At 72.0% G+C, this 20,537-nt stretch carries 17 protein-coding genes; 7 read left to right on the forward strand and 10 right to left on the reverse strand.

The annotated features are described in order from the left end of the window. Positions 1-173 precede the first annotated feature (173 nt). Both D9599_RS19930 and D9599_RS19935 read left to right on the forward strand, forming a co-directional pair. Positions 174-1,496 (forward strand): putative DNA modification/repair radical SAM protein, encoded by a 1,323-nt coding sequence (locus D9599_RS19930; RefSeq protein WP_198383043.1) that lies wholly within the window; start codon positions 174-176, stop codon positions 1,494-1,496. Then, positions 1,489-3,168, forward strand: a complete 1,680-nt coding sequence (locus D9599_RS19935) for a UdgX family uracil-DNA binding protein (RefSeq protein WP_232480705.1) — start codon at positions 1,489-1,491, stop codon at positions 3,166-3,168. The genes D9599_RS19930 and D9599_RS19935 overlap by 8 nt, the downstream gene beginning before the upstream one ends. Before the next feature lie 285 nt (positions 3,169-3,453). On the opposite strand, the gene D9599_RS19940 is transcribed toward D9599_RS19935, so the two are convergent. Continuing rightward, positions 3,454-4,284 (reverse strand): alpha/beta fold hydrolase, encoded by an 831-nt coding sequence (locus tag D9599_RS19940; RefSeq protein ID WP_198383044.1) that lies wholly within the window; start codon positions 4,282-4,284, stop codon positions 3,454-3,456. Positions 4,285-4,383: 99 nt separating this feature from the next. Here D9599_RS19940 and rfaE1 point away from each other — a divergent pair, with 99 nt between their 5' ends. Continuing rightward, positions 4,384-5,832, forward strand: a complete 1,449-nt coding sequence (gene rfaE1, locus D9599_RS19945) for a D-glycero-beta-D-manno-heptose-7-phosphate kinase (protein WP_375373060.1) — start codon at positions 4,384-4,386, stop codon at positions 5,830-5,832. Between the two features lie 236 nt (positions 5,833-6,068). Here rfaE1 and purH read toward each other — a convergent pair whose 3' ends face one another. After that, positions 6,069-7,643 (reverse strand): bifunctional phosphoribosylaminoimidazolecarboxamide formyltransferase/IMP cyclohydrolase, encoded by a 1,575-nt coding sequence (gene purH, locus D9599_RS19950; RefSeq protein WP_232480706.1) that lies wholly within the window; start codon positions 7,641-7,643, stop codon positions 6,069-6,071. A gap of 368 nt (positions 7,644-8,011) precedes the next feature. Here purH and D9599_RS19955 point away from each other — a divergent pair, with 368 nt between their 5' ends. Together D9599_RS19955 and D9599_RS19960 are read left to right on the forward strand one after the other, a co-directional pair. Beyond that, positions 8,012-8,839 (forward strand): SDR family oxidoreductase, encoded by an 828-nt coding sequence (locus D9599_RS19955; RefSeq protein WP_198383046.1) that lies wholly within the window; start codon positions 8,012-8,014, stop codon positions 8,837-8,839. Next, the gene (locus tag D9599_RS19960) at positions 8,839-10,620 is read left to right on the forward strand and encodes a glycoside hydrolase family 15 protein (RefSeq protein WP_232480707.1); all 1,782 of its coding nucleotides are present in this window, start codon (positions 8,839-8,841) and stop codon (positions 10,618-10,620) included. The genes D9599_RS19955 and D9599_RS19960 overlap by 1 nt, the downstream gene beginning before the upstream one ends. A 281-nt stretch (positions 10,621-10,901) precedes the next feature. Here D9599_RS19960 and D9599_RS19965 read toward each other — a convergent pair whose 3' ends face one another. From D9599_RS19965 to D9599_RS19975, 3 genes are all read right to left on the reverse strand, one after another. Beyond that, a complete protein-coding gene (locus D9599_RS19965) occupies positions 10,902-12,401 on the reverse strand; it encodes a tripartite tricarboxylate transporter permease (protein ID WP_198383047.1) in 1,500 nt (499 codons plus the stop codon). Beyond that, on the reverse strand, positions 12,401-12,910 hold the full coding sequence (locus D9599_RS19970; RefSeq protein ID WP_198383048.1) for a tripartite tricarboxylate transporter TctB family protein: 510 nt from the start codon (positions 12,908-12,910) through the stop codon (positions 12,401-12,403). The genes D9599_RS19965 and D9599_RS19970 overlap by 1 nt, the downstream gene beginning before the upstream one ends. A 110-nt stretch (positions 12,911-13,020) precedes the next feature. Then, positions 13,021-14,010, reverse strand: a complete 990-nt coding sequence (locus tag D9599_RS19975; RefSeq protein WP_198383049.1) for a tripartite tricarboxylate transporter substrate binding protein — start codon at positions 14,008-14,010, stop codon at positions 13,021-13,023. Between the two features lie 238 nt (positions 14,011-14,248). Here D9599_RS19975 and D9599_RS19980 point away from each other — a divergent pair, with 238 nt between their 5' ends. Next, a complete protein-coding gene (locus D9599_RS19980) occupies positions 14,249-15,733 on the forward strand; it encodes a hypothetical protein (protein WP_198383050.1) in 1,485 nt (494 codons plus the stop codon). Continuing rightward, complete coding sequence (locus tag D9599_RS19985; RefSeq protein ID WP_198383051.1) at positions 15,730-16,584, forward strand: hypothetical protein; 855 nt, start codon at positions 15,730-15,732, stop codon at positions 16,582-16,584. The genes D9599_RS19980 and D9599_RS19985 overlap by 4 nt, the downstream gene beginning before the upstream one ends. Positions 16,585-16,880: 296 nt before the next feature. Here the strand turns inward: D9599_RS19985 and D9599_RS19990 are convergent, their stop codons facing one another. From D9599_RS19990 to D9599_RS20010, 5 genes are read right to left on the reverse strand one after another with little or no spacing between them, the layout of a single operon-like run. After that, entirely contained in the window at positions 16,881-17,417 is a 537-nt protein-coding gene (locus D9599_RS19990; RefSeq protein ID WP_198383052.1) for an NUDIX hydrolase, read from the reverse strand. Further along, a complete protein-coding gene (gene fabG / locus D9599_RS19995; RefSeq protein WP_198383053.1) occupies positions 17,414-18,130 on the reverse strand; it encodes a 3-oxoacyl-ACP reductase FabG in 717 nt (238 codons plus the stop codon). Before fabG ends, D9599_RS19990 begins: the two co-directional genes overlap by 4 nt. Next, positions 18,127-18,537 (reverse strand): phosphotransferase, encoded by a 411-nt coding sequence (locus D9599_RS20000; RefSeq protein WP_198383054.1) that lies wholly within the window; start codon positions 18,535-18,537, stop codon positions 18,127-18,129. Before D9599_RS20000 ends, fabG begins: the two co-directional genes overlap by 4 nt. Further along, positions 18,534-19,337: a beta-ketoacyl synthase chain length factor gene (locus D9599_RS20005; protein ID WP_198383055.1), complete on the reverse strand. Its 804-nt coding sequence runs from the start codon at positions 19,335-19,337 to the stop codon at positions 18,534-18,536. The genes D9599_RS20000 and D9599_RS20005 overlap by 4 nt, the downstream gene beginning before the upstream one ends. Further along, positions 19,334-20,524, reverse strand: coding sequence for a beta-ketoacyl-ACP synthase (locus D9599_RS20010; RefSeq protein ID WP_198383056.1), 1,191 nt, complete (start codon positions 20,522-20,524; stop codon positions 19,334-19,336). Before D9599_RS20010 ends, D9599_RS20005 begins: the two co-directional genes overlap by 4 nt. Positions 20,525-20,537: the final 13 nt, after the last annotated feature.

Genomic DNA, 20,537 nt, shown 5'->3' on the forward strand with positions numbered 1-20,537 from the left:
GCAGCACATAATCGCATGGCCGCCATTTCCCAAGCGTAAGCGGGCTGCGGAAACGGGCGGGCAGGCCTGCCAAGCCGCGTGAATCCAACTCTTTCGCTCCCATTTGTTCACTCTTCGTGCTTGTCGCTGGACGGGCTGGGGCCATATCCTGGCACCAGCCCGAAGGACGCCGCATGGAGTTGCGCGAGAAGCTCGAGATCCTCGCCGATGCCGCGAAATACGACGCTTCTTGCGCCTCCTCCGGCACCGAGAAGCGCGATAGTCGTGAGGGCGGGCTTGGCAGCACCGAGGGCATGGGGATCTGCCACGCCTACGCGCCGGATGGACGCTGCATCTCGCTGCTGAAGGTGCTGCTGACGAATGCCTGCGTCTTCGACTGCGCCTACTGCATCAATCGCGCCTCCTCCAACGTGCGCCGCGCTCGCTTCTCGGTGCGCGAGATCGTGGAGCTGACGCTCGACTTCTACCGCCGCAACTACATCGAGGGCCTGTTCCTCTCCTCCGGCATCATCCGCTCCCCCGACTACACGATGGAGCAGCTGGTGCGGGTGGCGCGGGAGCTGCGCGAGACGCACGGCTTCAAGGGCTACATCCACCTCAAGACCATCCCCGACGCCGACCCCGCCCTGCTGGCCGAGGCCGGGCGGCACGCCGACCGGCTTTCCATCAACGTGGAACTGCCCCAGCCCGCCAGCCTGAAGGCGCTGGCGCCGGAGAAGGACGCCGGGCAGATCCGCGTCGCCATGGCCGGGCTCCGCACCCGCATCGACGAGGCGAAGGAGGCCCGGGCGGAGGCGTCGGTCACGCGCGTGGCCCTTGCGGGCGGCCGCCGCGCCGCCGCGCCGCGCTTCGCCCCGGCCGGCCAGTCCACGCAGATGATCGTGGGCGCCGATGCCTCGACGGACGCGACCATCCTCGATGTCAGCTCCAATCTCTACGGTTCGTACCGGCTCAAGCGCGTCTATTTCTCAGCCTATTCCCCCATCCCGGACGCCGCGGCGGCCCTTCCCCCGGCCGCGCCGCCGCTCGTGCGGGAGCACCGGCTGTATCAGGCGGACTGGCTGCTGCGCTTCTACGGCTTCACCGCCCCCGAGGTGATGGCGGGCGGCGAGGGCGGGATGCTGGACCTGGAGGTGGACCCGAAGCTCGCCTGGGCCCTCAAGCACCGCGCCGCCTTCCCGGTGGACGTGAACCGCGCGGATCGGGAGATGCTGCTCCGCGTGCCCGGTCTCGGTGCCAAGACGGTGGACCGCATCATCGCGGCCCGCCGCGTGCGCTCCTTCCGCATGGCCGATCTCGCGCGGCTCCGCGTCAGCCTGCGCAAGGTCGCGCCCTTCATCACGGCGCTGGACCACCACCCGCGCGGCGGGCTGCTCGACCGCGCCGATCTCCGCACCCTGGTGCTGCCGCGTGACGGGCTGGCGGAGCGCAACGCCATCCTACCGGCGGGGCTCCTCGCCCGCCCGGTCCAGCTTCCCCTCTTCGCCCATGTATAGCCTCCGCCTCGCCGCCCCCGATGACTTTGACGGCTGGCGCGAGGCCGCGCGCGGCCTCGTCATGGCGGGCATCCCACCCGAGGAGGTGGACTGGCTGGTGGAGGGCGACCCCGTGCCGCTCTTCGGCGGCGGTGCCCCGCCCGCGCCGCCCGCCGATGCCCTGCAGCCCCGCGCGCCTCGTGACTTCCCGGAACTGGCGCGCCTCGTCTGCCGCCACCGCGACCCCGCGCGCTTCACCCTGCTGCACGGACTGCTCCACCGCCTGCAGCGGGAGCGCGGGCTGCTGGACGACGCCGCCGACCCCGCCGTCGCCCGCGCCAATGCCATGGCCCGGGCCGTGCGGCGCGATGCCCACAAGATGCACGCCTTCCTCCGCTTCCGGGAGGTGCGGGTGGAGGACGGCGCGCCCGCGGCCCCGCTGCCACCCCCGTCGCCCATCGCGGTGCCGAACGATCCCGCGCCCGCCCGCAATGCCCGCAGCGTGGCGCTCGCGCTGCGCGACCTCGGCCGGCTGGAGGAGGCCGGTGAAGCGGAGCCGCTTCCGGAGGCCCCGCCGGTCATCGCCCCCGCGCCCGACAGCCGCTTCGTCGCCTGGTTCGAGCCCGAGCACCACATCCTGCGCGCCGAGGCCGGCTTCTTCGTCCGCCGCTTCGCCATGCTGCGCTGGTCCATCCTGACGCCCGAGCTCTCCGCCCACTGGGATGGGCAGGAGGTGGCCTTCGGCCCCGGCGCCCGCCGCGCCGACGCCCCCGCCGAGGACGCGGCCGAGGGTCTCTGGCGCGCCTATTTCGCCTCCATCTTCAACCCGGCCCGGCTCAAGCCCGACGCCATGCGCGCGGAGATGCCGAAGAAGTACTGGCGCAACCTGCCGGAAGCGCAGGACATCCCTCGGCTGATGGCCGAGGCCCCGAAGCGCGTCGCCGAGATGGTCGCGCGCGGCGCCACCCCACCCGCCGAGCGCCGTCAGCGCACGGTGCACCTGCCCGCGCATCTCCGCGCCCCGCAGCCCGAGGCGCCCGCCGGCGTTGAAGCCGTCATGCCCGCCGATCTGCTCACCGAAACGCTGGACTTCCCCGAGGCGCAGGCCGCCCTTCGCCGCGACCTGTTGGCGCGCAACGACCTGCCGCCCTGGGTCGCCAACGCGACCCAGCCCGTGATGGGCGAGGGCCCGCAGCACCCCCTGCTGATGTTCATCGGCGAGCAGCCCGGCGACGAGGAGGACCTGAAGGGGCAGCCCTTCGTCGGCCCCGCCGGCCGCCTCTGGAACAAGGCGCTGGAGGAGGCGGGCGTCAGCCGCGGCGAGGCCTACGTCACCAATGCCGTGAAGCACTTCAAGTTCACGCCCACCGGCAAGCGGCGCCTGCACCAGTCGCCCGATGCCGGGGACATCACCTTCTACCGCCCCTTCCTGCTGCGCGAGATCGGCTTCGTGCAGCCGCGCCTGATCGTCACCCTCGGTGCCACCGCGCTGCGCGCCGTCTCCGGCCGCGCCATGCCCGTGACGAAGCTCCGCGGTTCCCTGTTGCGCGATCCCGAGGGACGGCCCTTCTACCCGACCGTCCACCCCTCCTACCTGCTGCGGCTGCCCGACCCCGCCAGCAAGGCGCGCGAGTACGACCGCTTCGTGGAGGACCTGGGCCAGGCGGCGGCGACGGCGCGGGGGCTGCCTTAGGAGCGTCGTGGGCGGCTCCCGGAGAGGGCTCTGCCCTCTCCGGACCTCTCCCGCCAAGGGCCTGAGGCCCTTGGATCCCCGTCTGGCTGTCGCGGATACGATGATGGAGGGTCGGGTCCTTCCCGGTGCCCTTCTTGCGCGTGCCGTCGCCTCGGGTCCACGACCCGAGGCGCACCGGCCGCAGAACCGTTCAAACCTGAAGAAGAAGATGATGGTTGGGGTCCGGGGGAGGAAGAATTCCTTCTTCCTCCCCCGGAGTCGCCAGCGCCACCAGTTCAGAAAACCCTACCGCCCCGCTGCCTGGAGCAGCGCCGCGTTCACCGCCTCCGGCGCCTCGAAGGCCACCCAGTGCCCGGCGCCGGGGATCACCAGCGCTTCGGTCCCCCTCGCCCGGAAGAAGGCGATGCGGTCGGCGAGGTGCGGCACGGTGATAGCGTCGTGCTCCCCGTAGATAACGGAGAGGGGCGTGCGCACGGCGTCCAGGGCGTCGCGCAGGCTGGTGGCGGTGGTGACGCGGCGGCTGGGGAAGCGGGCGTGATCGCTGTTCCAGGCCTGCACCGCGAGGGCTTCCGCGTCGATCCGCGCGGGGTCGGCGATCATCAGGCGGGCCAGGTTCTCGCGGTGCGCGGCCACCCGGTCCTCGCCTTTGCGTTCGCGCACCGAGACGAGGGGGATGGGCTGGCGCGGCAGCCCGAGGGCGCCGGCGCCGAGAAGAATGAGGGAGGTGAGTTCCGCCCCCGTGCGGGCCGCGACACGGCCGGCGATGACCGCGCCGAAGGAGAAGCCGGCCAGGGCGTAGGGCGTGCCCGGCCCCAGACGCGCCGAGATCCCGGCGGCAACAAGGGCTGCCAAGCCCCAGAGATCGATCTCCAGTGGTGGAAGGCTGGATTCGCCGAGCCCCGGCAGGTCCGGCGCCAGCACGCGGTGATGGCGGGCGAGGAGCTCGATGTTGCGCAGCCAGTGCCGCCAGGAGCCCGCGCCGCCGTGCAGCAGGACCAGCGGCGGCCCCGCGCCCCATTCGTGCCAGACCATGCGCCCGGCCCCGAGAGGCGTCTCGGCGCGGGTGGCGCTGGCGGCGAGCCGGGAGAGGCGGTCGGTGGCGGTGCCTGTATCCATGGCGGGGTTCTCGGCCGAACGGCGCCGGATGGGAACCTCCTGCCGCGCCGGGCCGATCTCCGCTAAGGGGTCCGGGCGCCGTTGGAGAGGGGACCGATGATCGACTTTCGCGGGCAGCGGATCCTCTGCCTCGGCGACGTGATGCTGGACCGGTTCCAGTACGGCCGGATCGACCGCATCTCGCCCGAGGCGCCCGTGCCCGTGGTGCGGGTGGTGGACAGCCGCGCCATGCTCGGCGGCGCGGGGAACGTGGCGCGCAACATCGTCTCCCTCGGCGGGGAGGCGGTGCTGGTGGGCCTGGTGGGCGAGGACGCGGCGGGGCGCGAGGTCGCCTCCCTGATCGCGGCGAGCCCTGGCCTGGTGGACGCCAACGTGCGCTCGGCCGCGCGCCCGACCATCGCGAAGACCCGCATCATTGCCGGCCACCAGCACGTGGTGCGCCTGGACGAGGAGGTGACGGAGGGCGTCTCGGCGGCCGATGCGGCGGCGGCGCGCGCCCGCGTCTCGGAGATGCTGCCCGGCTGCCGGGCGCTGGTGATCTCGGACTACGCGAAGGGACTTCTCTCGGCCGAGGTGGTGGGTCACGCGATAGCGGAGGCCCGCAAACTCGGCCTGCCCGTGCTGGTGGACCCCAAGCGCGACGACTTCGCCTTCTACCGCGGCGCGACCGTGCTCACGCCCAACCTGCGCGAACTGCGCGCGGCGGCGCGCCGGCCGGTGGAGACGGACGAGGAGGTGGCCGAGGCCGCCCGCGCCCTGATGCTGGAGGCGGAGGCGGGTGCCATCCTCGTCACGCGCTCGGAGAAGGGGATGCTACTGGTGGAGGCCGGGGGCGGCGCGCAGGCCGTGCCCGCCCACGCCCGGGAGGTCTTCGATGTCTCCGGCGCCGGGGACACGGTGATCGCCGTCGTCGCCCTGGCGGTCGCCGCGGGCCAAGCCCTGCCGCGGGCCATGCGCATCGCCAACGCGGCCGCGGGCGTCGTGGTCGGCAAGCTCGGCACCGCGACGCTGGACATCGCGGAGCTGGCCGCCGCCGTCGAGGCCGATGCGGGCGAGGACGCGGAGGTCGCGGGCAAGGTGGTGGCCTCCGCCGGCCAGGCGCTCTCGGTCGTGGAGGGATGGCGGCGGCGCGGGCTGGAGGTGGGCTTCACCAACGGCTGCTTCGACATCCTCCACCGCGGCCACGTGACGATGCTGCAGGCCGCGCGCGCGAAATGCGACCGGCTGGTGGTGGCGCTGAACACGGACGAGAGCGTGGCCCGCCTGAAGGGCCCGGGCCGGCCCGTGAACGCGCTGGAGGACCGGCAGGCCGTGATCGCCGCGCTGCAATCCGTGGACCTCGTGCTCTCCTTCGCGGAGGACACGCCGCTCGATCTCATCACCCGGCTGGGGCCGGACGTGCTGTTCAAGGGCGCCGACTACACGGAGGACCAGGTGGTGGGCGGCGAGGTGGTGCGGGCGCGCGGCGGGCGCGTGGCGCTGATCGACCTCGTGCCGGGGCGATCCACGACGAATATCATTGCGCGCAGCCGGGCGATGGCCGGGTGAGGTGGCCTCCGGAGAGGGCTCTGCCCTCTCCGGACCTCTCCCGCCAAGGGCCTGAGGCCCTTGGATCCCCATCTGGCTGTCGTGGTGCCTTCCTGAACATGCAGTCGCCTCGGGTCTAGGACCCGAGGCGCACCTGCCGCGGAAATTCTCCAAACCTGAAGAAGAAGATGATGGAGAGGGGTCCGGGGAGAGGAAGAATTCTTTCTTCCTCTCCCGGGGTCACTGGCGACGGCCGATCAGTGCCGGAAGTGCCGCATCCCCGTCATCACCATCGCCAACCCCGCCTCATCAGCCGCCGCGATCACCTCGTTGTCGCGCATCGACCCGCCGGGCTGGATGACCGCGGTGGCGCCCGCCGCGGCAGCGGCCTGGAGGCCGTCGGCGAAGGGGAAGAAGGCGTCGGACGCCACGACGGAGCCCTGTGCGAGCGGCGCGTCGAGCCCGGCGGCCTTGGCGGCCTCGGCGCTCTTCCAGGCGGCGATGCGGGCGCTGTCCACGCGGCTCATCTGCCCCGCGCCGATCCCGACGGTGGCGCCGCCCCTGGCGTAGACGATCGCGTTCGACTTCACGTGCTTGCAGACGCGGAAGGCGAAAACGAGGTCGTTCATCTCCTGCGCGGTGGGCTCGCGCTTCGTGACCACGCGGAGGTCCGCCATGGCCACGCGGCCCGCGTCGCGGGACTGCGCGAGGAAGCCGCCGCCGACGCTGCGGAAGACCGTGCCGGGGGCGGAGGGGTCGGGCAGGCCGCGGGTGAGCAGCAGGCGGAGGTTCTTCTTCGTCGCGAAAACCGCGCGCGCCTCGTCGTCGGCGTCGGGGGCGATCACCACCTCGGTGAAGATCGAGGTGATGCGCCGCGCGGCCTCGGCGTCGAGCGGGCGGTTGGCGGCGACAATGCCGCCGAAGGCCGAGACAGGGTCACAGCGCAGCGCCGCATCCCAGGCGGCGTTCAGGTCGCCGGCAGTCGCCACGCCGCAGGGATTGGCGTGCTTGACGATGACGATGGCCGGAGCGTCGAACTCCGCCACGGCCTCGAAGGCGGCGTCGGTGTCGTTGAGGTTGTTGTAGGACAGTTCCTTGCCCTGCACCTGGTCTGCCGTCGCGATGCCCGGACGGTGGGTGCCGTCGAGGTAGAAGGCCGCGCGCTGGTGCGGGTTCTCGCCGTAGCGGAGCGTCTGCTTCAGCAGGCCGGGCACGGAGAGGCGTTGGGGGAACTTCTCCTCCAACTCGGCCGCGAACCAGCGGGAAATGGCGGCGTCGTAGGCGGCGGTGCGGGCATAGGCGGCGGCGGCGAGGCGCTTGCGGGTGGCGAGCGAGGTGCCGCCGGTCTCGGCGATCTCCTTCGCCACCTCGGTCAGCTGCTCGGGCTCGGTCAGCACGGCCACATGGGCGTGGTTCTTGGCGGCGCTGCGGATCATGGCGGGGCCGCCGATGTCGATGTTCTCGACGCAGTCCTCGTAGGAGGCGCCGCGCGCCACCGTGGCTTCGAAGGGGTAGAGGTTGACGCAAACAAGGTCGATCGGGGCGATGCCGTGCTTCTCGACCTGTGCCACGTGCTCGGGCAGATCGCGGCGGAAGAGCAGCCCGCCGTGGACGCCCGGGACGAGGGTCTTCACCCGCCCGTCCAGGATCTCCGGGAAGCCCGTGTGATCGGAAAGCTCGACCACGGGTAGGCCCGCCTCGCGAAGGGCCTTGGCGGTGCCGCCGGTGGAGAGGATCTCCGTCCCCCCCGCGGCCAGGGTGCGCGCAAATTCCACGAGCCCGGTCTTGTCGGAGACCGAGAGGAGGGCGCGGCGGATCGGGAGGGTGGACATGGCCGGGCGGATAGCGCGGGCGGCGGCCCGATGCCAGCACGGCCTTGCGCGGGGCAGGTCCGACATTGCCGGCAGGAGCACGCGACTCGGAGGACCGATCCGGCACAGAAAGCGAACCTTCTTGTGTCCACCGAACCTGGCAACCACAAGGTCTGGTGGTTTATCGCTTGAGAACAGTCGTCAGCGATTCGTTCGCGCGACTCGGGCGAGATCCATGATTTGCCGCCTTTTCGGGAGGTCCCCGTTCGGCACTTGTTCAAGACCGCGACTCGAGGCCGCGGGAACATCGGGTTGCATTGCGACAATCAACTCCCGGGGGGGATGGCACGTTCCGCGCTCTGCCGATCCGGCGAGACGAGGACCGATCCATGACGTCAGGCGCATCCGAGGCCCGAGCGACGCGTCCCCTCCTGGCCGGGCGCCGGGCGCTGGTGACCGGGGCCTCCTCCGGGATCGGCTTTGCGGTGGCACGTGGGTTGGCCGCCGCGGGGGCGGCCGTCGCGGTGAACTACCACTCCCACGGGGAGGCGGCGGAGGGTCTCGCGGAGGAGATCCGCGCGGCTGGCGGGAAGGCGGTCGCCCTCAAGGCCGACGTCTCCAAGGAGGAGGAGGTGACAGGGCTGGTGGACCGCACCGTCGCCGAGTTCGGGGGCCTCGACGTGCTGGTGGCCAATTCTGGTATCCAGAAGGACGCGCCCGTGGGGGAGATGACGCTGGCCGACTGGAACGCCGTCATTTCGCTCAACCTCACCGGCCAGTTCCTCTGCTGCCGTGAGGCGATCCGCGCCTTCCGGGCGGGGCCCGAGCGGCAAGGCGGGGCGCGCGGCTCCATCATCTGCATGAGCTCGGTGCACGAGCTCATCCCTTGGGCGGGGCACGTGAACTACGCGGCTGCCAAGGGCGGCGTGCGGATGATGATGCAGACCCTCGCCCAGGAGATGGCGCCCGAGCGCGTGCGGGTGAACGCGATCGCGCCCGGCGCCATCCGCACGCCCATCAACAAGGAGGCCTGGGGCACGCCCGAGGCACTGGAGAAGCTACTGCACCTCATCCCCTACGGCCGCATCGGCGAGCCCGAGGACGTGGCTCGCGCCGCCACCTGGCTCGCCTCGGACGAAGCGGACTACGTCACCGGCGTCACCCTCTTTGTCGATGGCGGGATGTCGCTCTATCCCGGCTTCGTCGGCAACGGCTGATGGGGGAGCCGATCGAGAACCACGGCATCGTCGGCGACCTTCGCACGGCGGCCCTGGTCGGCTTCGACGGCGCGGTGGACTTCCTCTGCTGGCCGCATTTCGACAGCCCGAGCGTCTTCGTCTCCCTCCTCGACGACGAGAAGGGCGGCCGCTTCGAGCTGGCGCCGGTGCTCGAAGGGGTGCACCACCGCCAGCTCTACCTTCCCGACACCAACGTGCTGCTGACGCGCTTCCTCTCGCATGACGGCGTGGCCGAGATCTCCGACTTCATGGTGATCGGCGGCACGCAGCGCCTGGTGCGCCGCGCCAAGGCCGTGCGCCAGTCCATCCGCTTCCGCCTGCGCTGCGCCCCGCGCTTCGACTATGCCCGCGCCCTGCCCAGCCTGCGGGAGGAGGGAGGAAGCCTCGTCTTCGAGGGGCCGGACGGGATCGCGCTGCGCCTGCGCGCCACCGTGCCGCTTCTCGCCGAGAACGTGGACGGCACGGCGGACTTCGTGCTGCAGGCCGGCGAGTCCGCGGCCTTCGTGCTGGAAGACGCGGCGCTCGGCAACGCGCGCCCGGCCGACCCGCGCGGGGTGGCCGATTGCTTCAAGGCCACCTCTGACTACTGGCGCGGCTGGACGGCGCGCTCGACCTATCGCGGGCGCTGGCGGGACATGGTGAACCGCTCTGCCCTCGTGCTGAAGCTGATGACCTCGGGCGAGCACGGCTCGATCATCGCAGCCCCCACCTTCGGCCTGCCCGAGACGATCGGCGGCGTCAGGAACTGGGATTACCGCTACACTTGGATCCGCGACGCGGCCTTCACCGTCTACGCCTTCCTTCGCCTCGGCCATGTCGCGGAGGCGAACGCCTTCATGCGCTGGCTCGGCATCCGCGGCGCGAGCTCCGGCCACGATGGGCACCTCGACCTCATGTACGGCTTCGACGGGCACCGGCAGCTCGACGAGCAGGAGCTGCCGCACCTCTCGGGCTATCTCGACAGCCGCCCCGTCCGCATTGGCAACGGCGCCGCCGGCCAGCTCCAACTCGACATCTATGGGGAGCTGATGGATGCCGCCTACCTCTCCGACAAATACGGCGAGCAGATCTCCCATGATGCCTGGAAGGGCATCACCCGCTCCATGGACTGGGTGGCGGAGAACTGGGAACAGCCGGACGAGGGCATCTGGGAGGTGCGCGGCGGGCGGCAGCACTTCCTGCACTCCCGCCTGATGTGCTGGGTGGCGCTGGACCGCGCGCTGCGCCTGGCCCGCAAGCGCTCCCTCCCCGCCCCACTGCTCCGCTGGGCGGAGGCGCGGGACACCATCCACGCCGACATCCACGAGAACTTCTGGAACGCCGACCAGCGGGCTTTCGTGCAGACGCGGGGCGGCACGGCGCTCGACGCCTCCTGCCTGCTGATGCCGCTGGTTCGCTTCATCAGCCCGACCGACCCGCGCTGGATCTCCACCCTGCGCGCGGTCGGGGAACGCCTCGTCGTGGACAGCCTCGTGCGCCGCTACGAGGACGAGGCAGTGGACGGCCTCGACGGGATCGAGGGCAGCTTCAACATGTGCTCCTTCTGGTACGTCGAGTGCCTCGCGCGCGCCGGAGACCTCAAGCGCGCGCGCTTCCTCTTCGAGAAGATGCTCGGCTACGCGAACCACCTCGGCCTCTACGCGGAAGAACTAGGACCGGCCGGCGAGCACCTCGGAAACTTCCCGCAGGCCTTCACGCATCTCGCGCTGATCAGCGCGGCCTACTACCTCGACCGGGCGCTATCGGCGGCGGAGATCTGAGAGCAGGTCCTGCAGTGCAGAACTGGTGATTCCGGGGAGAGGAAGAAGGACTTCTTCCTCTCCCCAAGGCTCCTCACCATCATCTTTTTCTATCGGCTTGGGATGCCCTGCGGCCGGTGCGCCTTGGATCACTGATCCAAGGCGACTGCACTCACAGGAAGGTTCCGCGAAAGCAGGATGGGGATTCAAAGGCCTCAGGCCCTTGGCGGGCGCGGGACGAACGCTGCGCGTTCACCCGGCGGTCTGGAGAGGGCAGAGCCCTCTTCAGGAGCTACCAGCGCCTATCCCTCCGCCCGGCGCTGCCGGAATGCCCAGAGCCGCGGCCCCACCAGCGCCACAACGGCCAACACGAGAATCGTGGCCGAGATCGGCCGTGTCAGGAAGGTCGTCCAATCGCCCTGGCTGATCGTCAGCGCCTGGCGCAGCGCCTGCTCCGCCATCGGGCCCAGGATCATGCCGATCACCACGGGCGCGGTTGGGAAGTCGAAGCGGCGCATGAACATCGCGATGATGCCGATGCCGTAGAGCAGCACGAGATCGGTCACGGAATTGCTGATCCCGTAGGTGCCGATCGTCGCGAAGACGAGGATGCCCGCGTAGAGCTGCGGCGTCGGGATCTTCAGGATGCGCGCCCAGAGCCCGACCAGCGGCAGGTTCAGCACCACGAGCATGACGTTCGCGATGTAGAGCGAGGCGATGAGCGTCCAGACGAGCACCGGCTGCTGCGTGAACAGCATCGGCCCCGGCTGGATGCCGTAGGATTGGAAGGCCGAGAGCATGATCGCGGCGGTGGCCGAGGTGGGCAGGCCCAGCGTCAGCATCGGGACGAGGATGCCGGCGGCGGCCGCGTTGTTCGCTGCTTCCGGCCCTGCCACGCCCTCGATCGCGCCCGTGGTGCCGAACTCCTCGCGAAACTCCGGCTTAACCATCTTCCGCTCGGCGTAATAGCTCAGCATCGTCGGCATCTCGGTGCCGCCGGCGGGCAGCACGCCGAAGGGAAAGCCGAGAAGGGAGCCGCGGATCCAGGGGCCGATGCTGCGCCGCCAGTCGGTGGCGCTCATCCAGAGCTTGCCGACCTGGCGCACCTCCTGCCCGCCCTCGACGTGGCGCCAGGCGAGATACATCGTCTCCCCCACCGCGAAGAGCGCGACGGCGACGAGCACGACGTTCACCCCATCGAGCAGCTCCGGCACGCCGAAGGTGAGGCGCGGCTGGCCGGTCTGCAGGTCGATGCCCACGAGGCCGAGCATCAGCCCGAAGGCGAGCGAGGTGAGCCCGCGCAGCGCCGAGCCGCCCAGCACCGCGGAGACGGTGACGAAGCAGAGCAGCATGAGGGAGAAGTACTCCGCCGGCCCAAGCTTCAGCGCCAGATCCACCACGATCGGCCCAATGAAGGAGATGCCAAGCGTGCCGACCGTGCCGGCCACGAAGGAGCCCACCGCGGCCGTGACCAGCGCCGGTCCCGCGCGGCCGTTGCGCGCCATCTTCGCGCCCTCCAGCGCGGTGATGATCGAGCCGGATTCGCCGGGCGTGTTCAGCAGGATCGAGGTCGTCGATCCCCCGTACATCGCGCCGTAGAAGACACCGCAGAAGAGAATGAAGGCGCCCGTCGCCTCCACCTTGAAGGTGACGGGCAGCAGCAGCGCGATGGTCAGCGCGGGCCCGATGCCCGGCAGCACGCCGATCGCGGTGCCGAGGAAGCAGCCGAGCAGCGCCCAGCCGAGGTTGATGGGCGTCAGCGCGTTGGCGAAGCCCAAGGCGAGGCCGGCGACGGAGTCCATCAGATGATTCCCTCCAGCACGCCCGCGCCGATGTTCACGCCGAGCAGCTTCGCGAAAGCGATGTAGGCGCCGAGCGTCACGAGGATTCCGATCACGAGGTCCCGCAACGGCCGTCTCGACCCGAAGGCGGAGCAGACGAGCACGTACTGGATCGTCGCCGCGATGACGAAGCCGAGCCAGTCGATAAGCGCGAGCTGCACGACGAGCCCCGCCCCCAGCAGGCCGAGCGCCCGCCAGTTCGTCGGCGGTGCCGCCATCTCCTCCTCGAGCCCGTGGCTCCAGCCGCCCTTGGCCGCGGTGGCCGAGAGCCCGATGCCGAGCGCCACGAGGATGGCGCCCACGAGATAGGGGACCGCCTTCGCCCCCACCTGCGCATAGAGCGGCGATTCAGGGATCGCCCAGGCGGCGTAGAGCACGAGCAGGCCGAGCACGACGACGCCGAGGCCGACGACGAGGTCGGCCCGCGGCGTCCCGGCTGCCGTTCCTGCCCGGTGGGATAGCTGGTTCATGCGTTCGTTCCTGGCCCTGCCACGCCGGACTGCGGGCCTCAGAGGGGGCGCCTGAATGGCACGGCGGCGTGGGAGAGTGGAAGCCGGGGGGGCCGCCCCCGGCCCGCCGCTCAGGCCAGCCCGATTTCCTTCAGCACCGCGAGCGTCGCCTCGCTGTCCTTGCGCAGGAACTCCTCGAAGGCCGGGCCCTCCATGTAGGCGTCCTCCCAGCCGCGCGTCTGCAGCAGCTCCTTCCAGGCGGGCAGCGCGTGCAGCTCGGCCGCGAAGCGCGCGTGGTTCGCCCGCGCCTCGGCATTGATGCCGGGCGGCGCGAACAGGCCGCGCCAGTTGCCGACGACGATGTCGATCCCGCTCTCCTTCAGGGTCGGCACGTTGGGGTCGATCCGCGTCTCGCCGCTCGTCGCCAGCGCGCGCATCCGGCCGGACTTGATCTGCTCGGCGAACTCCGAATAGCCGGAGATGCCCGCCTTCACCTGCCCGCCGAGGATCGCCGCCTGGGCCGGCCCGCCACCGGCGAAGGCGACGTAGGAGGCCTCCCGCGCGCTGCGCCCCACGGACTTGATCAGCAGGCCGAGCAGGATGTGGTCAATGCCGCCCGCCGAGCCGCCGCCCACCGCGACGGCGCCGGGGCCAGCCTTCAGCGCGTCCATCAGCCCCTTGATGTCCCGGATGTCGGAATTGGCGGGCACGACGATGGCCGCGCTCTCGTCCGTCAGCCGGGCGACCGGCAGCACATCCTTCAGTGTCACCGGGCTCTTGTTGGTCAGCGTGGCGCCGACCATCACGGCGCCGGCCACCATCAGCGCCTCCGGGCGCCCGCGGCGCTGGGCCACGAAGCGCGGCAGGCCCACCGCGCCGCCGGCACCGCCCACGTTCTCGAACTGGATGGAGCCCACCATGCCCGCCGGACGTGCCACCTGCTCGATCGCGCGGCCCAGCCCGTCCCACCCACCGCCGGGCGCGGCGGGGATGAACATGCTCAGCGCGGCGTAGCGCTGCGCTCCCTGCGCCCCCGCCTGATTTGCGAAGGGTGCGGCCGCGAGGGGCAGCGCCGCGGCCCCCGCCAGCAACTGGCGACGGCGGACAAGGTGGCTGTTCATGCGTGCGTTCCTCCCGGAGGTCAGGTCGCGCCCACCTTAGGCCGGCTCCGCCCGGAGATGAATTCGCCCCCGGCACCAAAGCCCTGGATGATCGCGTCGGCTTGAACGAACCAGGAGGGGCAGCCGCGAGACCGCGGGGCAACTGTGTCTTTTCGGCAATTGCGCCGTGGCTTTCATGCGACGATCCTGCACCGCACCACGCCGGGCGGGCCGGCTTGGGACGGACCGGAAGTCTCTCATGCGTGGGTTCCTGCCCGGCTCCTGGCCGGGGTCCAGGGCTGGACTCGGGTTGGTGGCAGGGCTCCTCGCCCTCCTCCTCGGCGCGTTGCCGGCCCCCGCACAGACGCCCGGTCGGGCGGGCGCTGAGCGTGAGGCGGTGATCGCCAACGAGACCGGCATGGCGGTGCGCGAGCTTTATCTCGCCCCCGCCACGGAGACGGATCCGGGCCCGGACCGCCTCGGCGCCGATACCCTGCCGCCCGGCAGCAGCCTTCGCCTTCGCCTCGGGCGCAACCAAGCCTGCGTCTGGTCGCTGCGCGCGATCCTGGCCGACGAGACGGCCGACGAGCGCCGCGTGGACCTCTGCCGCAGCCCCCGCGTCGTCCTCGGCGACCCCTCCGCTCCCTCGCGGGAGGTGGTGGTCAACAACGACACCGACCTCGACCTCCACGAGCTCTACGCAACCCCTGCCGGCGCCCCCCGCGGCCCCGACCGGCTGGGCGCCGAGATCGTGCCCGCCGGCCGCCCCTACCGCCTCCGCCTCGGCCGCCGGCGCGACTGCGTCTTCGACATTACCGCGGTGCTGGCCGACGGCACCGAGGTCGCGCGCCCGCGCACCGATGTGTGCCGCGGCGCGCGCGTGACTCTCGCCGACCCCTCCCTCACCTGGCGGGAGATGACGGTCGCCAACCGCTCCGGCCGCGTGCTCGCCGGCCTGCACGTCGTCCCCGGCGGCCGCTCCCCCGCGCTGAACGCGGAGGAGGGCTGGGGCGTGAACCGGATGGGCAGCGAATCCGCGCCCGACGGCAGCACCTTCCGCCTGCGCCTCCGCCTGCCCGGCTGCACGGCCGATCTCCGCGCCACTTACGCCGACGGCTCGGCCGAGGCGCGGCGCGATGTCGATCTCTGCCGCCAGGCAGACGTCACCTTCGACGGCAGCGGCATTCCCCGCCCGCCCGAGCGGGGCGTCACCTTCGTCAACCGCCACCTCGCCCGCATCGACGAGGTCTACGTCTCCTCCTCCACCGAGGGCGACTGGGGGCCGGAGCGCCTGCCCGGCGGCCTCGGCCGGGGCGAGCGCCAGCTCCTCACCCTACCCGTGGACTGCGTCGTGGATCTGCGCGTCGTCTTCCCAACCGGCGGCGCTGAGGAGCGGCGGGAGGTGAATATCTGCCAGACCGCGGCCATCGTCGTCCGCCCCGGCTGGACGACCGCCGCCCGCCTCGACGAGGGCGAGGAAGATGAGGGCCCCCGCCCCGGCAGCATCCGCCTGCGCAACACTGCCAGCCTGCCGATCGTGGAGCTCTACATCGACGCGCCCGGCGCGCCGCGCGGCCCGGACCGCCTCGGCGCCACCGTGCTCGGCCGCAACGAGACGCTTGACGTCGCCCCGCCCGAGGGCGCCGGCTGCGCGGCCCGCCTGACCGCCGTGCTCCGCGACGGCCGCGAGGCGACGCGCGAGCCCGTGGACCTCTGCGCCGGTATCGAGGTGCCCCTGCCATGATTCGCCTCCTCGCCCTCGCCCTCCTCCTGCCCCTCGCGGCCCGCGCGCAGGGGACGCAGCCTCTCACCCCGGTGCCGGAAGCCCTGCGCGGCGCCTGGTTCGCGGGCGACTGCGCCTCCCCCGCGACCATGCTCGTCCTCTCGGCCCGCGCTGCTGCGCGCGCGCCGTCCGACGGGCCCGCCCGCCTGCTCCGCTTCACCGAGACGCGCTCGGCTGCCGGCTGGACCATCGGCACCGGCCGGGGCGCGGAGGCCCCGCGCCTCCTCCTCCGTGCGGCCGGCGACGCGCTGGAAACCGCCGAGCCCACCAACAAGACCCGCGACGACCGCCTGCCAGGCGATACCCCCGTCACCAGCTGGCGACGCTGCCCCGCCACCCCGCTTCCCTTCGCGGCCCAGGGCGAAGGCATCGCCTTCCTCGGCGCCATCGAGGTGCTGGAAGCCGCCTGCGGACCCGGCACCGGCCCTGGGGCTGGCAGCGTACCGGACTGCGCCGCCGCCATTATCCGGGTGGGCGACGTCTCCGGCGACAACCTCCTCGGCACGGCGGAACTCGCCCGCCTCTTCCGCGGTGCGGCCTGGCTGATCTCCATTCAGTCCGAAGCCACGCCGGAACTCGCGGGCCTCGCCGGCGGCGCCGGCACCCTCGGCGGCCTGGCCGCGGCGAAGGTGGCCCTCGAAAGCCTCGACTACGACGGCGACGGCCGCCTCTCGGCCCGCGAACTCGCCCAGGACCGCACCACCCTCGCCACCACCGGCGATGCTCGCGGACGGCCGCTGGCTCTCGAACGCCTGTCCGAAGGCGTCTCGCTCCTGCGCGGGGTGATCGAGGGGCTGCTGGGGACGGAATAGCGCCCGGCTTTCGGCGGGTAGCGCTTGTGCCTCCGGGGAGAGGAAGAAGGAATTCTTCCTCTCCCCGTACCCCTCGCCATCATCTTCTTTTATCAGTTTGGAACACTTGGCGGCCGGTGCGCCTCGGGTCGTGGACCCGAGGCGACTGCACGCGCAGGAAGGGCGCCCGCAAAGGGAACCAGCCTCAGATCACCGCATCCGCGCCAGCCAGACGCAGGTCCAGGGTTGGACCTATAGGTCCAACCAGGCTGGTCCGGAGAGGGCAGCGCCCTCTCCGGGGGCCGCGAGCGGCGTCTTCAGACCAGTCCCTTCAACCGCAGCAGCCCGAAGGCGGCCATGCTCATCGCGTCGCGGATCACGCCGTCGCGCAGCATGGCTTCGAGTTCCGCCATCGGGAAATCCCGGCAGATAAGGTCCTGCTCCGTCGCTTCGCGGGAGGTCTCGCCGCGCGTCAGTTCGGTTGCCAGGAAGACGTGGCCGCGCTGGTTGCAGTAGCCGGCGCCCTGAAACATCTCCCCGGCATAGGTCATGCGCCCGGCGACGAGGCCGGTCTCCTCGCGCAGTTCCCCGGCGGCAATGGCGGCCGGGTCGGTGCCGGGGCGGGTTTCCCACATGCCCATGACGAATTCCCACAGGCGCTCGCGCACGGGATAGCGGTACTGCTCGACGAGCGTCACGCGGCCGTCCTGCACGGGCACCACCACCACGAAGTCCGAGCGCTCGACGACGCCGTAGAGGCCCTGGCTGCCGTCGGCGCGGCGGATGATGTCCTCGCGCACGCGCGTCCAGGGGTTCTCGTAGGTGATGCGCGTCGAAAGCGTCTCGATGGTCACGCCATTCCCCCGTTGATCGAGATGACCTGCCCGGTGATGTAGGCCGCGCGATCGGAGGCGAGGAAGGCCACCAGCTCCGCCACCTCCTCCGGGCGGCCGGCCCGGCGGGCGGGCACCATCGCGCGGATCTGTTCCTTGGTGAACGCCTCCGCCGCGGGGCTCTCGATCAGGCCGGGGGCGACGGCGTTCACCGTCACCCCGCGTGGCGCGCACTCCATCGACAGCGACTTCACCGCGCCGTGCAGCCCGGCCTTGGCCGCGGCGTAGTTCGCCTGGCCCCGGTTGCCCATGACGCCAGAGACGGAGGAGATGGCGACGATCCGCCCGCGGCGCGTGCCGATCATCGGCAGCAGCAACGGCTGCACGAGGTGGAAGAAGCCGTTCAGCGACACGTCCACCACGGAATGCCACTGGCGCGCGGACATGCCGGCCATCGGCGCGTCGTCATGCGTGCCGGCGTTGTGCACCACGGCCTGAATGGCGCCGCCCTCCAGCAGCCGCGCGAGAGCGGCCTCGCAGGCAGCGGCGTCCGTCAGGTTGAAGGCCACGGCCTCCGCGCTGCCGCCGGCCGCCGCGATCTCCGCCGCGACGGTGCGCGCCCGCTCCGGGTTGCCGCTGCCGTGGACGATAACATGATGCCCGTCCCGCGCCAGCGCACGGGAGATGGCGGCGCCGATCGGGCTCGCGCCGCCGCTGACAAGCGCGCGGATCATGCGGCCTCCGGGATAATGATGGCCGCCTGACCCGAGAGCAGCGCCTCACCCTCGGCCGAGACCTCGAAGGCGTAGACGAAGCCGCGCGCGGCGCGCGACAGCGCGCGCGCCTCCACGCGCAGGTCCGCCACGATGCTGTCCAGCCGCGCGACGCGGAGCGAGACGCCGCGCAGGCTCGCGAGATAGCCCGCTGCCTGCGCCGCCCCGTCGCCCGTCAGCGCCCCGTGCGCGGCCATGGCCTGCAGGGCGTACTCCACGCCGCAAACGGCGGGCAGCATCCCGTCCCGCCGCAGCGGGTTCGCGGGGTCACGGTGCGAGACGGCGGCGCAAAGAATCGAATCGGCGTCGTGCGACAGCACGCGATCCAGCAGCCGCATCGCGCCGGCATGCGGCACCTGCGGCGTCACGCGCCGACCTCAAGCACCACCGCGCCGCCATCGGCGAGCGGCAGCGCGATTCGTGCCGCGCGGCCCGCCGCGAGCGCGCGCAGCAGCGGCAGGGAGCGCGCGGCGGGATTGCCCCGCGCCAGCCCTTCCATCTCACCGGCGGGCGTCACCTCCGCATCCGGCGCCAACTCGACCGAGAGCGGCACGCCACCCTCCGGCACCAGCACCAGCGCCACGGCGAAGGGCGCGTCGGTGGGGCGCTTGGCGTCAAGCGGCGGCGCGAGCGGCGCGTCATAGGCGCAGAACAGCACCGGCACGCCCCTCGCCACCACGGAGGCCACCGCCTGCACCAGCCCCGTCGCGAAGCTGTCGTCATGCCCGCCGAGGCTCACCGAGGCGCGGGTCGAGCCCATGGCGATGCCCCAGTATCCCGCGGCCGCGTTGTGCACGGAGTTGTGGAACTGCGTCGGCGAGATCGCCCCGTCCGGCACTGTCAGCGCCTCAAGGATCGAGCCGACGACCGCGCCATCGCCGTTGGAGGAGGCGAAGACCGTCTCCAGCTCCGCCGCCGGCAGCCCCGATCCGGCCGCTGCCTCGCCCGCTGCGGCGAGGGCGAGCCGCACGGAGGGACTGGTGCGCCGCCGCTCGGTCGGCGGCAGCGCGACCGGCGGCGGCAGGGCGACGGGCGCGGGTTCCCAGGGCACCCCGCCCGCGAGCACCGCGCGGCTCGCCTCCCAACTGGGCAAGCCGGGGCCGAGCAGACCAATACCGGCGATGTCGCACCTCATCGGGCGCCCAGGCCCCTCGCGCTTGCCGGTCACGCCCGACCCATCACCAGCGCGAGGTTGCTGCCGCCGAAGCCGAAGGAATTGCTCAGCACCCGCTCTACCGGCGCGGCACGATTCTTCACGGCCAGATCCACGCCGAACTCCGGGTCGGGCGTCTCGACGCCGAGGCAGCCCGGCACCAGCCCGTCCTCCACGCAGATCGAGGCGATCACCGCCTCCAGCGCGCCCGAGGCCCCGAGCGTGTGCCCCGACCATCCCTTGGTGGAGGAGCAGGGCACACGGTCCGCGAAGAGCGCGCGGATGGCATTCCCCTCCATCGCGTCGTTCGCCCGCGTGCCGGTGCCGTGCATGTTCACGTAGTCGACGGGCGCGTCCCCCGCCGCGTCCAGCGCGGCGCGCATGGCGGCGATGGCGCCCAGCCCCTCCGGATGGGGGGAGGACATGTGGTGCCCGTCCGCGCTCGCCCCGGCGCCGAGGAGCGCCAGGCTGCCGGGCGCGGCGTCCCCGGCCCGCACCAGCAGCACGAGGCCCGCGGCCTCGCCGATCGAAATCCCGTCCCGGTCCGCGGCGCAGGGCCGGCAGGCGCCGCGCGAGAGCAGCTCCAGCGCGCGGAAGCCGTGCAGCGTCATGCGGCAGAGCGTGTCCACGCCCCCCACCACCGCCGCGTCACAGAGGCCGGCGGCGATCATCACCTGCGCCTCCAGGAAGCTCCGCGCGCCCGAGGTGCAGGCGGTGGAAATCGAGACCGCCGGTCCCGAGAGACCGAGGCGCGCGCGGACGTAGCGCGGCAGCGCGTGCAGGTCGTGGGTGTGGGTAAAGTCGAACTCCGTCGGCAGCGCGCCGTCCTCGCCACGCCGAGCATAGGCCGCCTCGGTTTCGGCGATGCCCGCGGTGCTGGTGCCGAGCACCACGGCCACGCGATGCGCGCCGTAGTGATCCGCCGCCGCTGCCACCGCCTCGGCGAAGCCGTCCGTCCCCAGCGCCAGCTCCGCCAGCCGGTTGTTGCGGCAGGCATAGCGGGTCAGCGCCTCCGGCAGCGCGACCTCCTCCAGCCCCGGCACGCGCCCGGTCCAGATCCCCTCCGGCATGCCTGGCAGGTCGCAGGGCGCGAGGCCTCCGCGACGGGCGTGCAGCGCCTCGCGCGTCGCCGCCAGGCCAGTGCCCATGGCACTGACGGCACTGCGGGCGGCGAGGGCGAGAGGGGGAAGCATCAATGACATCTGAAGGCTCTAT

Origin of the sequence: Roseomonas sp. KE2513 (assembly GCF_016107305.1) — a bacterium.
In the GTDB taxonomy this organism is placed as follows: Bacteria; Pseudomonadota; Alphaproteobacteria; order Acetobacterales; family Acetobacteraceae; genus Roseomonas.